The following is a 14,407-nucleotide window of genomic DNA, read 5'->3' as shown; positions in this document are numbered from 1 at the left end:
GCGGCGGGAGCGGCTACTCAGGCGCCCCTGGAGGCACGTGCTGCGGCCCGGCGTCGCCGCAGTGCGCCTCGGCGAGCGCATCGGCGAGCCCTTGCGGCGTGAACGGCTTGGCCAGCACGGCGTCCACGTGCAGGCCGGCCGCGTGGGCGTCGAGGCGCGCGCGCTCCGCATCGGCCGCGAGCAGGATCCAGCGCGGCGGCGAAGTTCGATCGGCGCCGCGGCCGGCGGCGGCGATGACGGCGAGGCCGTCCGTATGCGGCATGCCGGCGTCGACGAAGGCCAGCGCGTAGCGCTTGCCGGCGCGCAGCAGCGCGAGCGCCTGCGCGCCGTCGATGGCGGTGTCGACGTCCCAGCCGCCCGCCGCGAGGGCGGCGGCCAGCGCGGCACGGGCGCTGGCGTTGTCGTCGGCCACGAGCACCGTCCGTCCAGGCGCCGCGTGCGGACAGGCCGGCGATCGCGCCGCTCCCGCACCGAACCAGGCCGAGAAGCGGAAGGTGGTGCCCTGGCCGGGCGCGCTCTCCACGGCCAGCTCGCCGCCCATCGCGTCGACGAGGCGCCGGCTGATCGCCAGGCCCAGTCCCGTGCCGCCATACTTGCGGCTGGTGGAACTGTCCGCTTGCGAGAATGCCTCGAACATGCGTGCCTGCTGGTCGGGCGCGATGCCGATGCCCGTGTCGCGCACGCCGAACGCCAGTTGCACCTGTTCTCCGTCGGGCTCCACGCGGCGCGCCAGGCAGCCGATCGACAGCACCACCTCGCCGCGTTCGGTGAACTTGACGGCATTGCCGAACAGGTTCAGCAGCACCTGCTGGAGGCGCATCGGATCGCCCACCAGCGCGTCCGGGACGCCGGGCGCCACCGCAAACACGGGTTCGACCCCCTTGTTCCAGGCGCCCGCGGCGGCCAGCACGCCGATGCTGGCCAGGACATCGTCCAGCCTGAACGGGGTGCGCTCCAGCGCCAGCTGCCCGGCCTCGATCTTCGAGTAGTCGAGCACGTCGTTCAGCATCGACAGCAGCGTCCTGGCGGCCATCTGCATGCGCTCCACATAGGCGTGCTCGCGCGGGCCCAGGCCCGCGTCCTGCAGCATCCGCGCCAGGCCCATGATGGCGTTCATCGGCGTGCGGATCTCGTGGCTCATGTTGGCGAGGAACGCGCCCTTGGCGTTGCTGGCCGCCTGGGCCGCGTGCAGCGCCTCCTCCAGGCGCGACTGGGTCCTTTTCAGCTCCGTCACGTCCGTGTGCAGCATGTAGAAGCCCTGTACGCGGCCCGTATCGTCGACGTCCGGGATGTAGTTGCCCCAGGCATCGATCACCTGGTCCGAGCCCTTGCGCTGCAGGCGGCGCTCGAAGGACACCCGCTCGCCCGCCAGCACCCGTGCGATGTGCGGCCGTACCTGCGCCATCTGCGCCTCGTCCATCAGTTCCTGGGCCGTATGGCCGATCACCTCGGCCGCGGGGCGTCCCAGCCAGTCGAGGTAGGGCTGGTTGGCGAAGCGGCAGCGCAGCCCCGCGTCCCAGTAGCCGACGAGGGCCGGCAGGTGGTCCGTCACGGTGCGGATCATGCGTTCGCTCGCCTCCAGGCGTTCGCTGAACGCCTGCAGCGCCGCCTGCGTGCGCACGCGTGCCGTGATGTCGCGGATCGTGCCCTGGACGATGCCCTTACCGCCGATGTCGACGGCGTTCAGCAGCACGTCGGCGTCGAACAGGGTGCCGTCGCGGCGCCGGTGCACCCACTCGAAGCGGCAGCTGCCCATCTCCAGCGCCTGGCGCATGTAGGCGAGCGCGGCCTCGTCCGAGCGCCGTCCGCCCGGCTGCAGCTCGGGAGACGTGCTGACCGGGGACAGGGACAGCACATCGTCCGCGCGCTCGACGCCGAACAGCGCGGCGGCGGCCTGGTTGGCGCTGACGAAGCCGGCGCCGTAGGCGATCAGCACGTGGGCGTCGCCCGAGCCTTCGAACAGGGCGCGGAACAGTTCCTCGTTGTCGCGGTTGCGCTGTTCCTGGCGCTTGCGCTCCGTGATGTCGAGCACGACGGCATTGATGCCGACCAGTTCGCGCTCCGGTCCGTACACGGGATAGTAGCTGCACATCCAGTGGCGCATCGTGTCCGGCTCGGCCGGCGACGGGCCGCTGTCCTCGATCGCGATCAGGGGACGGCCCGTGGCCAGCACCTCGCGGTAGGGACGCTCGATCGCGACGCCGCGTTCGCCCAGCAGTTCGGGAAGGGTGCGGCCGATGTGGGCGGCGGCGGACAGCGCGTTCACGCGCGCCAGGTAGTCGTTGATCATGACCACGCGCAGGCTGCGATCCAGGAACGCCAGGCCGACGGGGGCGGTCGCGTACACGGTCCCGAGCAGGGCGCTGGAGCGCTGCAGCTCGCGGGTGCGTTCGGCCACCCGCGCTTCCAGGTTCGAGCGGTACTGCTGCAGCTCGTCCTCCACCTTGCCCAGCGCGCGCGCCACCTGCGCCGCTTCGCGGATCGCCAGCGGCGGGATGGCGAGCGGTTCGCCCCGACCCAGCGCCGCGGCGGGCGCCGTCAGCGCGCGGACGGAATCGGCGATGGAGCCGCCGATGCGCCAGGCCAGCACGAGGCTGACGGCCAGCATGGCGCCGATCCAGGAGAACGTCGTGCCGGGCGCGGGGCCGAGCAGCTCGCGCGCGGCGTGGCGCGGGAAGCCGATCGCCACGGTCCAGTCGTGCGCCGGCGTGCGCGCATAGGCGATCCAGGCCGGCTGCGTGTCGCCGTCCCGTTGCTGGCGCACGGCGACCAGCCCGGTCGGCGCGCGCGGCAGGGCGGCGGCCAGTTCCGGCCGCATCGGGGCGCCGAGCGCGCGCAGCCGTTCGCCACTGCGCGCGACCAGGCGCCGGCGGTTGTCGAAGATGCGCGCGCTCCAGTGCGCCGGCAGGTGCTGGCTGGCCAGCAGTTCACCGAAGCGGCGCGGGCGCAATTCCACGCACAGCACATACGCCACCTTGCCGTCGCGCCAGACGGGTACGGCGATCGAGATCACCCATGGATCCGCATCGCTGCCCCGGTGCAGGCCGGAGGTGACAGCGTCGCCTTGCGCGAACACGGCGCGCACGTCGGCCTCGTCGCCGGAGGGGCCGAGGCGGCTGCCGAACGCATGCCGGGTGTCGAGCAGGACGGCGCCGTCCGGCCCGTGCAGCACGAAGGCATGGGACGGCAGTTCGGGGCGCAGCAGGCGGCGCGCCGTCGCGTGGAAGGCGGCTAGGTCGCCGCGCGCCAGGCTGGCGTCGATGGCCAGCGTGCGCGCGGCCGTCTCGCCGTTGGCCAGGTCGCGGTCGACGCCGGCGGCCAGCGCCCGCGCGATCATCTCGGCATCGTTGGCGATGTGGGCGCGCTCGCGCTGGTCGGCATCGGTCGCGAAGACGAAGTAGCCGGCGACGATCGGCAGTGCGCAGCCGAGCACCAGCCAGACCAGCTTGGCGCGTATCGAAGGAAGCGAACGTCGTTGTAACAGCTGCAATGCAGGCTCCACCACGGCAAGGGCACCCGGCGGGTGCCGATTCCATTCTGCCACTCTCGACGATACGCGACCGTCCCCCACGCACCCGAATTCGGGGTCAGAGCACATTTTTCGTTGCCGAACGGTCGTAAGCCGCTGAAACAAAAGGGATTTGTTGAGAAAAGATCTTGAAAATGTGCTCTGACCCCGAATTTTCGGTTGCGTGGCGGATACGGTTGGGAACCGAAAGTAATTCCTTGGATCAATTTTCAGTTTTCTGACGTAAAATTGCCGGATTGCATATGTTCGAAACGAAGGCGTGTCATGGCGAGGCCAGAAAAAGTCCGGCTGGGGGAAATCCTGGTGCAACAGAAGCTGCTGTCGGAAGACCAGCTGAACCAGGCGCTCGCCGACCAGAAGCGCAGCGGGCGCAAGCTCGGGCGCGTGTTCGTGGACAACGGCTTCGTCACCGAGGAGCAGATCGCCGGTGCGCTGGCGCGCCAGCTCGGCATCCCCACGATCAACCTCAAGTTCTACAACATCAACCAGGAACTCGTGCGCACGCTGCCAGAGACGGCCGCGCGCAGGTTCCGCGCCATCGTGCTGGAAGACCGCGGCGAGACGGTGCTCGTCGGCGTCTCGGACCCGACCGACTTGTTCGCCTATGACGAGATCGCGCGCCTGCTCAAGAAGGGCGTCGAGCTGGCCGTCGTCAACGAGACCGAGGTGCTGCAGGCGATCGACCGCATCTACCGCCGCACGGGCGAGATCACGGGCCTGGCGCGCGAACTGGAGCAGGACCTGGGCGACGCCACGTCGGTCGACTTCGGGGCCCTGAGCGCCAGTTCCGGCCTCGAAGAAGCGCCCGTCGTCAAGCTGCTGCAATCCGTGTTCGACGATGCCGCCCAGGTGCGCGCTTCCGACATCCACATCGAGCCGCAGGACGGCCGCCTGCAGATCCGCTTCCGCATCGACGGCGTGCTGCACCTGCAGACCGAGGCGGACATCAAGATCGCCACGCCGCTGGCGCTGCGCCTGAAGTTGATGGCCGACCTCGACATCTCGGAAAAGCGCCTGCCGCAGGACGGCCGCTTCGCCGTGAAGGTGAGGAACCAGCGCATCGACGTGCGTATCTCGACGATGCCCACGCAGTATGGTGAATCGGTCGTCATGCGTCTGCTGAACCAGGTCGGCAGCACGCTGCGCCTGGACGCGATCGGCATGGCCCCGCGTCTCGTCGAGCGTTTCCGCGCCATCGTCCAGCGTCCCAACGGTTTGGTGCTGGTGACTGGGCCGACGGGTTCCGGCAAGACGACGACGCTGTATTCGGCGCTGTCCGAGCTGAACTCCGTCGAGAAGAAGCTGATCACCGTGGAAGACCCGGTCGAGTACCGCCTGCCCGGCATCAACCAGGTGCAGGTCAACGACAAGATCGAGCTGTCGTTCGCGCGCGTGCTGCGTTCCGCGCTGCGCCAGGACCCGGACATCGTGCTGGTGGGCGAGATGCGCGACCAGGAAACGGCGCAGATCGGCCTGCGCGCGGCGATGACGGGCCACCTGGTGCTGTCGACGCTGCACACGAACGACGCGGCATCGACGCCGCTGCGCCTGATGGACATGGGCGTGCCGCGCTACATGGTGGGCGGCTCGCTGCAGGCCGTGCTGGCGCAGCGTCTCGTACGCGTGATCTGCGAGAGCTGCTCGGAGCCGCACCAGGCCCCGGCGGCCGAACGCACCTGGCTGCGCGCCGAGCTGGGCGACCGGGCCGAGGCCGTGCCGCTGTTCCACGGGCGCGGCTGCTCGCACTGCAACGGCACGGGCTACCGCGGCCGCACGGGCGTCTACGAACTGCTGGAGATGACGCGCGCCGTCAACGAAGCCGTCAACCATCCGGATCCGGCGCACTTCCTCAAGGTGGCGCATGCCGAGATGCGCGGCGAGACGCTGCGCCGCAGCGCCGTGCGCCTGGCCATCGCGGGCCGCACGACGGTGGCGGAAGCCATGCGCGTGTCGAACCAGATGGACGAATAAGGCATGCCGTTCTTCGCCTACAAGGGCCGCAATGCGCGCGGCGAGTTGATGCAGGGCGTGCTCGAAGGGGCCGACAGCGGCGCCGTCGCCGACCAGCTGTTCGGCACGGGCGTCACGCCCATCGAGATCAGCCTCACGACGCGCAAGAGCGCGGGCGGCGCCGACGACAGCCTGTGGCAGCGCCTGACGCGCAAGCGCGTGACCTCGCTCGACGTGCAGCTGTTCAGCCGCCAGATCTACACGCTGCTCAAGTCCGGCGTGCCCATCATGCGCGGCCTGGCCGGCCTGCAGGAATCGGCGACCAATAAGAGTTTCGCGCGCGTGCTGCAGGACTTGCGCGAGTCGCTCGACGCCGGCCGCGAACTGTCCGCCGCCATGCGCCGCCATCCGGAGTGCTTCAACGCCTTCTACCTCGCCATGGTGCGCGTAGGCGAGATGACGGGCCGGCTGGAAGAGGTGTTCCTGCGCCTGTTCGACCACATCGAATTCGACCGCGACATGCGCGCCCGCGTGAAGACGGCGTTGCGCTATCCGAGCTTCGTCATCATCGCCATGATCGTCGCGATGGCCGTCGTGAACATCTGGGTCATCCCGCAATTCCAGAACATGTTCAAGACCCTCCACGCCGAGCTGCCGTTCATGACGCGGATGCTGATCGGCACCTCGGAATTCACCAAGTCCCAGTGGCCGTGGTTCGCCACGCTCGCGCTGGCCGCCTTTGTCGGCTTCCGCAAGTGGACGGCCACGGTGAACGGCCGCCTGCGCTGGGACCGCACCAAGCTGCGCCTGCCCATCGCCGGCAAGATCGTCCACAAGGCTACGATGGCCCGCTTCGCGCGCAGCTTCGCGCTGTCGATCCGCAGCGGCGTGCCGATCGTACAGGCCCTGAGCGTCGTGGCCCAGACGTCCGACAACGCCTACCTGTCGATGCGCATCGAACAGATGCGCGAGGGCGTCGAGCGCGGCGAGAGCATCCTGCGCACGGCGACCAATGCGGACGTGTTCACGCCCGTCGTGCTGCAGATGATCGGGGTGGGCGAGGAGTCGGGCTCGCTAGACGACTTGATGGACGAGATCGCGATGATGTACGAGCGCGAGGTCGACTACGAACTCAAGACGCTGTCGAGCCAGATCGAGCCGATCCTGATCGTGTTCCTGGGCGTGATGGTGCTCGTGCTGGCGCTGGGGATCTTCCTGCCGATCTGGGACGTGGGGGCGGCGGCATTGCGGCACTGAGGCGTGGCGAGTGTTTACAGGACGCCACACATTCCCGCCGTCCAGCGTTTTCGTCAAAAAAACTTTACTTTCAGTACGTAAAGATTGCTGAAAATCAAGGTAGAATGAGGCACGAACCGGCGCCAGTCTGAGGCGCGATGTATCCCTAACAAGCACGCGCGGCGATCGCGCACCATCCGGAGAAAACATGAACAAGAATTTGAAGCCCAGCGCCCAAGGCGGTTTCACCCTCATCGAGCTGATCGTCGTGATCGTCATCCTGGGTATCCTGGCGGCGACGGCCATGCCGAAGTTCATGAACCTGAGCGGCGAGGCGCGTTACGCGTCGCTCAAGGCCGCCAAGGCTTCACTGATCTCGACGTCGACGATGGCGCACAGCAAATGGCTGGTCAATCCGACCAATACGATCACTGTGGAAGGCGTGACGATCACGATGGAAAACGGCTACCCCAACTCGGCCACCATTGCTGCGGCGGCGGGCCTGGACGCTAACGATTACAAGCAGACCATCAACGGCAGGAACATCACCGTCTCGCCGGTTGGCGCCAACGCCGCTACCTGCAGCGTCGTCTATGACAACACCGGTGCCGCCACCGGCCCGATCATCACGGTCAACGGAACGTCGGGCGACAACTGCATGTGATTCACCCAGCCGGGAACGGATGAGGCTGTTCCGATCGGCCGTACGGCTTCGTGGCCAACCATGTGTTGGGGCGGGGTCGTACGGCCGCCATCATTTTTGCGGACATGCTCGACGGTTGAGGACGGCACGCGACAGTTCCATGTGTCCAAACCAAAAATATTTTTCCTGAGTGAAAAATTGGTATCGATTTTGCGTATCTGTTGAATATAATCAATACCCTAGCATACGTACTTCAACCTTACCGCCATTCACCGCCGATGGGCCTTTTCAAGAAAACCAAGAACAACGGAGCCTGGCTGGCCCTGGCGCTGCAGGGCGACGGCATCGCCGCCGCCAGCGTGCGCAGGGGCGATGGCAAGCCGGCGGTGACGGTGGCCGCGTTCTTTGCCGGCGCGACGGGCGCCGACGCGCTGGAAAAAGCGGGCAGGGAGCTGCACAGCGCGGACTACCGCTGCACGACGGTGCTGGGCGGCGGCGCCTACCAGTTCCTGACGGCCGAGGCGCCGAACGTCCCTCGCGAAGAACTCGGGACGGCCATGCGCTGGCGCTTGAAGGACCTCCTCGACTTCCCCGTCGCCGACGCGACCATCGACGTGCTCGAACTGCCTCCCGGCGACAATGCGGGCGCGCGCGCCCAGCAGAGCGTGTTCGCGATCGCCGCGCGCAACAGCACCATCGCGCCGTTGCAGCAGCTGTTCGCCGACGCCAAGGTCAAGCTGCGCTGCATCGACATCCCCGAGATGGCCCAGCGTAACGTGTCGGCCCTGCTGGAGGCGGACGGGCGCGGCGTCGCCATGCTGTCGTTCGGCGAGGATGGCGGCCTGCTGACCGTGTCCTGGCGCGGCGAGCTGTACCTGTCGCGCCGCATCGACGTGACGCTGGCGCAGCTGCTCGAGGCCGACCACGAGCGCAAGCACCAGAGCTTCGACAAGATCACGCTGGAGCTGCAACGCTCGCTCGACCACTTCGAACGCCAGTTTTCCTTCATCAGCGTGGCCAAGCTGGTCCTGGCGCCGACGGGCGCGACGGGCCTCGAGGAGTACTTGTCGAGCAACCTGTACACCCGCGTCGAGTCGCTCGACCTGGGCGCCGTGTTCGACCTGCAGGACGCGCCCGAGTTGAGCGAACCGGCCCGCCAGCAGCGCTTCTTCGTGCCGCTCGGCGCCGCGCTGCGCGATGAGAAGGCGGCCGCATGAGCCAGCAGATCAACCTGTTCAATCCGGCGTTCGAGCAGCAGAAGCACCTGCTCTCGGCGACGGGCATGGTGGCCGCCGCCGGCGCGGCCGTGCTGGTGCTGGCTGTGGCCGGCGCCGTCGTGCACGTGCGCACCGCGGACTTGCAGGCGGAAGCCGATGCCGGCGCCAAGCGCCTGGAAGCGGCTCAGCAACGGCTGGCCGCCGTCAGCGCCGAATTCGCGCCGCGCGCCGCCGACCCGCTCGTCGCCACTCAGTTGTCGGAAGCCGAAGGCCAGCGCGCGGCGCTGCAGCGCGTGCGCGGCCTGATCGAGCACGGCGACCTCGGCAACACCCAGGGCTATGCCGAATACTTCCGCGCGCTGGCGCGCCAGCACGTCGAAGGACTGTGGCTGACGGGCGTGCGCGTGAAGGGCGCGGGCCTGGACCTGGGCGTGCAGGGCAGGGCGCTCGATCCGGCGCTGGTGCCGGGCTTCCTCGCGCGCCTGCGCAACGAGCCCGTCATGCAGGGCAAGCCCGTGGGCAGCCTTCAGATCGGCCAGGCGGCCGACCTGAAGGCCGTCGACAAGGACGGCAAGGAAACGGCGCAGCCCGCGCCCTACGTCGAATTCAGCCTGCAATCGGCCGGCGCCGCGGAGCCCAAGCCATGACGATGAAACAGCGCTGGCTGGCCTTTTCCGCGCGCGTGGATGCCCTGGCGCCGCGCGAACGCATCATGGTGCTGGGCGCCGTGCTGGCCGTGCTGGCGGCGCTCGGCTGGACGACGGCGCTGGGCCCGGCGCTGCACAAGCAGGACGTGCTGCGCCGCCAGATCGGCCAGCAGCGCGACGCGCTGGCGGGCATCGAGGCGGAGACGGCGCACAAGGTCGCGGTCGGCCGCGACGACCCGGACGCCCCGCTGCGCGAGCGCCTCGCCGTCACGCGCCAGGACAGCGCGCGCATCGCCGACGAGCTGCGCGCCATGCAGAAGGGCCTGGTGGCGCCCGAGCGCGTCGCGCCGCTGCTGGAAGCGATCCTGCGCGCGAACGGCAAACTGAAACTGGTGTCGATGAAGACGCTGCCCGTCGGCTCGCTCAGCGACATCGCCGCGCAGGCGGACGAGGCGCACGCGCCGGCCGCCGGCGACACGATGGCAACCGCGCCGGCAACCGCGCCGGCAACCGCGCCGGCGAATGCGCCGAATGCGACGGCGTCTGCCAAGCCCGTCGCCAGGGCGCCCGACCTGCTGTACCGCCACGGCGTCGAACTGACGGTGCGCGGCAGCTACCTCGACATGGTCGACTACATGACGGCGCTGGAGGCCATGCCGACCCAGTTGTTCTGGGGCCGCGCCCAGCTCGACACCGAGCAGTACCCGAGCGCGCGCCTCACCCTTACCCTGTACACCCTGAGCCTGGACCCGAAATGGATGAAGCTGTGAAGCCGAGGAAGACCGTCACGCGCCGCGCGCTCGTGGCCGCAGTGGTATCTGCCCTTGCCGCGCTGGCGTGCGGTGGCGCGGCCGCCCAGGCGCTGCAGGATCCGACCCGCCCGCCGGCCGCGGCGCTGGCCGCCGCTGCCGCCCCGACGGCGGCGGCCGGCGGCCCGCAGCTGCAGACCATCCTGATCGGCCGCGGTCCCGGCGGCCGCCACCTGGCCGTCATCGACGGCGAGACCGTGCGTCCCGGCGACACCTTCCGCGGCGCCCGCGTGGCGCGCATCGCCGAGAACGAGGTGGAGCTGGCGAACGGGCGCGAACGCCAGGTGCTGCGCCTGTACGCGCCGGATGGCGCCAAGGGCGGCATGTCGCCGGCCGGGCGACCCGGCGTGCTGGCCCAGGCCACTTCCCGTTGAACGAGCACGACCCCGACCAGGACCGATGAAGACGATGCGACCCTCCCGCCCCCATGCCACGATCGGCGCGCTGCTGGCTGCCGCCATCGCCATGAGCGGCTGCCAGACCCCGCCCGCGAACACGACCTACGACACCATCCGCAAGGAAGTCGCGGAGGCCTCCCGGCGCCCGGCCGCGCCCGCGCCCGCCGCAACTGCCGATAATGCGGCGGTGGCCGACGCGCTGCTGCCGCCGGCCGCGGCGCTGGCGAACCAGTTGCCGAAGGCGCGCCCGGCGCTGGAGGAGCGCTTCAATGTCTCCTTCAACAACGTGCCGGCGCAGCAGTTCTTCCGCTCGATCGTGGCGGGCACGCGCTACAACATCCTCGTGCACCCCGACGTTTCCGGCACCATCACGGCGAACCTGAAGGACGTGACGCTGCCCGAGACGCTCGACGCCGTGCGCGAGATGTACGGCTACGACTACAAGATCGAAGGCACGCGCATCTCGATCAAGCCGCTCACCATGCAGACCAGGATGTTCCGCGTGAACTACCTGGTCGGCAAGCGCCAGGGCGCGTCGAACACGCGCGTGACGTCGACGTCGGTGGCGAATGCCGTCGGCAACAACGGCAACAACGGCAACCAGAACAACGGCTTCGCCAACCAGAACGGCCAGGCGAACAACAACGGCAACAACCCGAACAATCCGAACAACCCGAACGGCCAGAACGGCTACCAGGTCGACAGCACGGACGTCAGCACGTCGTCCGAGAACGACTTCTGGGGCGACCTGAAGAAATCGATCGAGGCGATCGTTGGTTCCAAGGACGGCGGACGCAGCGTGGTCGTCAGCCCGCAGTCGGGCGTGCTCGTGATCCGCGCGATGCCGGACGAACTGCGCAACGTGGACGCCTATTTGAAGGCCACGCAGCTGGCCGTCGACCGCCAGGTGATCCTGGAAGCGAAGATCCTCGAGGTGGAGCTGAACGACAGCTTCCAGAGCGGCGTGAACTGGGCCTCGTTCGCCTCGATCCGCAGCAGCCACGACAACCGTGTCTCGGGCGGCATCGTCGCCCCTGGCGCCACGCTGACGCCGCTGCCGTTCGGCGGTGGCCAGCCGGCCGTGATCACGGACCCGTCCACGGGCCTGTCGGCCAGCAGCGGCTTTTCGCTGTCGAACGCGGCGGCGACGGCCGGCTCGATGTTCGGCCTGGCGGTCCAGACCAGCAATTTCGCCGCGCTGATCTCGTTCCTGGAAACCCAGGGTAACGTGCACGTGCTGTCCAGCCCGCGCGTGGCTGCCGTCAACAACCAGAAGGCCGTGCTCAAGATCGGCACCGACGAATTCTTCGTGACGGGCGTGCAGACGACGACCAACACGACCACCACCGGCAACACGACGTCGCCGAGCGTCACGCTGCAACCGTTCTTCTCGGGCGTGGTGCTGGACGTGACCCCGCAGATCGACGAGCGCGGCAACATCCTGCTGCACGTGCACCCGTCCGTGAGCCAGGTGTCCACCGTGACCAAGCTGATCGACCTGGGCACGGCGGGCAGCCTGAAGCTGCCGCTGGCCGCTTCCGCGACGTCGGAGCTGGACAGCATCGTGCGTGGTTCCAACGGCCAGGTCGTCGCCATCGGCGGCTTGATGCGCCAGTCCTCGACCAACGACGTGTCGGCCGTGCCGGGCACCACCAGCGTGCCGGTACTCAGCACGCTGTTCGGCCAGAAGAAGCGCGTGAACCAGAAGCGCGAGCTGGTCGTCCTGATCAAGCCCACCATCGTCGAAGGCATGGGCAACTGGAACGAAGACCTGCTCGACACGGGCCGCCGCATCGAGCAGCTCGATCCGCGCCAGCGGGGAGCGCGCTGATGTACACCGCGCACTTCGGCTTGCGCGAGCTGCCGTTCGGGATCACGCCGGACACCAGCTTCTTCTTCGGCAGCCCGGGCTCGCAGGAAGCCTTGAACACGCTGCTGGTGGCGGCGCGCAGCGGCGAAGGCTTCATCAAGATCACGGGCGAGGTCGGCACCGGCAAGACGCTGTTGTGCCGCAAGTTCCTGGCCACGCTGGGCCCGGAATTCGTCACCGCCTACATCCCGAACCCGTACCAGGAACCGCGCGCGCTGATGCTGGCGCTGGCCGACGAGCTGGAGATCCTGCTCGAGCGCGACGTCGACCAGCACCGCCTGCTCAAGTCCATCACGGAACGCCTGATGCAGCTGGCCGGCGACGGCCGCCAGGTGCTGCTGTGCATCGACGAGGCGCAGGCGATTCCCGTCGAGAGCCTGGAAGCGCTGCGCCTGCTGACGAACCTGGAGACGGAAAAGCGCAAGCTGCTGCAGATCGTCCTGTTCGGCCAGCCGGAACTGAACCGCAAGCTGGAACTGCAGTCGATCCGCCAGCTCGCCCAGCGCATCACCTTCCACTACCACCTCGGACCGCTGTCGCGCGACGATCTCGATTTCTACCTGGCGCACCGGCTGCGCGTGGCCGGCTTCGGCGGCGCTCGCCTGTTCTCGCGCGCCGCCGTGGCGGGCCTGTACCGCGCCAGCGGCGGCGTGCCGCGCCTCGTGAACATCCTGGCGCACAAGGCGCTGATGCTGTGCTATGGCCAGGGACGCCAGCAGGTTGAGCGCCTGCACGTGAACGCGGCCGCCAGCGACACCATCGCCACCAGCCGGCGCGTGCCGCGCCTCGCCGCCTGGCGCCCGGCGGCGGCGGGCGCGCTGCTGGCCGGCTTGGCCGCCGGCATCACATGGGTGTGCATGCGATGAGCCTCATTAACAAGATGCTGCAGGACCTGGACGCGCGCGGCACCGCCGCGGGCGAGGCGTATCCGATGCCGGCCCGGCCGGTGGCGCGCGAGGAGCGGGCCGTGCCGCTGCGCGCGGTGGCGGTGGCGGCGGGTATCGCCGTGGCCGGCGCCGCCGGATGGTTCGCGTGGCAGCAATACGCATCCCGGCCCGCCGCCATGCATGTGCCTGTGCCCGTGCAGGCGAATGCGCCGGTCTCGGCGCCCGCCGCCGTCGCGGACAGCCGGCCGGTGACAGCGCCGCCTGCGCAGGCCGTCCAGGCTGCTCCGGCCGTCCCGGTCGCGCCGGAGGCAGAGCTGCCCGCACCCGTCGCGCACGAAGCGGCGCCGGCGCGCGCGCCGGCAGCGCCGACCGCCGCTACTGCCGCCACCCCCGCACCGTCCGCGGCACCCGATGCCCCGCGCGGAAAAACCGTCGAGCCGATGGAGCCGGACAGCCCCGAAGCGCGCGAGGCGCGGCGCGTGATGACGGCCCTGCTGGCCGCGCGCCAGCCCGCGCCGGCGCCGGCGCCGACGCCCAAGGCAGCCGCGCGTGCCGCCGCTGCCGCGCGTCCGTCCGTCAAGGACCCGCGCCCCACAGAACCGCAAGCACGCCAGGCCGGCGGCTCCCGTCTCGCCGAGGCGGCCTACCGGCGCGCGCTGGAGCGCTTGCAGGACGGCCGCATCGGCGAGTCGCTCGCCGCGCTGGAAGAGACGCTGCGCATCGATCCGGGACACGATGCGGCGCGCCAGACGCTGGTGGGACTGTTGATCGAGGATGGCCGGCCGGACGAGGCGGTGCGCCAGCTGGAACTGGGCCTGGCGCGCGATCCGCGCCAGCCGGCGCTGGCGATGCTGCTGGCGCGCCTGCAGATCGAGCGCGGCGGCAGCGGCATCGAGACCCTGATGCGCACGCTGCCGCATGCCGGCAACGATCCGGACTACCACGCCTTCCTAGGCGGCGCGCTGGAACGCCAGCAGCGCCACCGCGACGCGGCCGAGCATTACCTGGTAGCCGTGCGCGGCATGCCCGCCAACGGCGTGTGGTGGATGGGGCTGGGCATCGCCCTGCAGGGCGACAGGCGCAATGCCGACGCGCTGGACGCTTTCCGCAAGGCGCGCGCCAGCGGTACCCTGACGGCCGAACTGGCGGCCTTCGTCGAGCGCCGCATCCAGCAGTTGGGCGGATGACGCCCGGGGCGGTGGGTACCACGTGCCCACCAGG

The 14,407-nt window shown here is 69.4% G+C and carries 11 protein-coding genes; 10 read left to right on the top strand and 1 reads right to left on the bottom strand.

From position 1 onward, the window contains the following. Window positions 1–13: 13 nt before the first annotated feature. Window positions 14–3,490 carry a PAS domain-containing protein gene (locus ACI1V7_RS09665; RefSeq protein ID WP_404531488.1) on the bottom strand — a complete coding sequence of 1,159 codons (3,477 nt, stop codon included), beginning with the start codon at window positions 3,488–3,490 and terminating at the stop codon, window positions 14–16. A gap of 303 nt (window positions 3,491–3,793) precedes the next feature. On the opposite strand from ACI1V7_RS09665, the gene ACI1V7_RS09660 reads away from it, so the two are divergent. From ACI1V7_RS09660 to ACI1V7_RS09615, 10 genes are all read left to right on the top strand, one after another. Beyond that, window positions 3,794–5,500 (top strand): GspE/PulE family protein, encoded by a 1,707-nt coding sequence (locus ACI1V7_RS09660; RefSeq protein WP_404531487.1) that lies wholly within the window; start codon window positions 3,794–3,796, stop codon window positions 5,498–5,500. A gap of 3 nt (window positions 5,501–5,503) precedes the next feature. Beyond that, window positions 5,504–6,736, top strand: coding sequence for a type II secretion system F family protein (locus ACI1V7_RS09655; protein WP_404531486.1), 1,233 nt, complete (start codon window positions 5,504–5,506; stop codon window positions 6,734–6,736). 187 nt (window positions 6,737–6,923) lie between these two features. After that, window positions 6,924–7,379: a type II secretion system protein gene (locus ACI1V7_RS09650; RefSeq protein WP_404531485.1), complete on the top strand. Its 456-nt coding sequence runs from the start codon at window positions 6,924–6,926 to the stop codon at window positions 7,377–7,379. 257 nt (window positions 7,380–7,636) lie between these two features. After that, window positions 7,637–8,575 carry an agglutinin biogenesis protein MshI gene (locus ACI1V7_RS09645; RefSeq protein ID WP_404531484.1) on the top strand — a complete coding sequence of 313 codons (939 nt, stop codon included), beginning with the start codon at window positions 7,637–7,639 and terminating at the stop codon, window positions 8,573–8,575. Continuing rightward, window positions 8,572–9,222: a PilN domain-containing protein gene (locus tag ACI1V7_RS09640; protein WP_404531483.1), complete on the top strand. Its 651-nt coding sequence runs from the start codon at window positions 8,572–8,574 to the stop codon at window positions 9,220–9,222. Before ACI1V7_RS09645 ends, ACI1V7_RS09640 begins: the two co-directional genes overlap by 4 nt. Then, window positions 9,219–9,992 carry a type II secretion system protein M gene (locus ACI1V7_RS09635; RefSeq protein ID WP_404531482.1) on the top strand — a complete coding sequence of 258 codons (774 nt, stop codon included), beginning with the start codon at window positions 9,219–9,221 and terminating at the stop codon, window positions 9,990–9,992. The genes ACI1V7_RS09640 and ACI1V7_RS09635 overlap by 4 nt, the downstream gene beginning before the upstream one ends. After that, on the top strand, window positions 9,977–10,405 hold the full coding sequence (locus ACI1V7_RS09630) for a hypothetical protein (RefSeq protein WP_404531481.1): 429 nt from the start codon (window positions 9,977–9,979) through the stop codon (window positions 10,403–10,405). Before ACI1V7_RS09635 ends, ACI1V7_RS09630 begins: the two co-directional genes overlap by 16 nt. 34 nt (window positions 10,406–10,439) lie before the next feature. Beyond that, complete coding sequence (gene mshL, locus ACI1V7_RS09625) at window positions 10,440–12,260, top strand: pilus (MSHA type) biogenesis protein MshL (protein WP_404531480.1); 1,821 nt, start codon at window positions 10,440–10,442, stop codon at window positions 12,258–12,260. After that, window positions 12,260–13,165, top strand: a complete 906-nt coding sequence (locus ACI1V7_RS09620) for an ExeA family protein (protein ID WP_404531479.1) — start codon at window positions 12,260–12,262, stop codon at window positions 13,163–13,165. The genes mshL and ACI1V7_RS09620 overlap by 1 nt, the downstream gene beginning before the upstream one ends. Then, window positions 13,162–14,373, top strand: a complete 1,212-nt coding sequence (locus ACI1V7_RS09615; protein WP_404531478.1) for a tetratricopeptide repeat protein — start codon at window positions 13,162–13,164, stop codon at window positions 14,371–14,373. The genes ACI1V7_RS09620 and ACI1V7_RS09615 overlap by 4 nt, the downstream gene beginning before the upstream one ends. The last annotated feature ends 34 nt before the right edge of the window (window positions 14,374–14,407 follow it).

The organism is Massilia paldalensis, assembly GCF_044901715.1.
Lineage (GTDB): Bacteria > Pseudomonadota > Gammaproteobacteria > Burkholderiales > Burkholderiaceae_D > Telluria > Telluria paldalensis.
The sequence above is the reverse complement of the archived record's forward strand: the minus strand, read 5'-3'. Positions and strand labels throughout refer to the sequence as shown.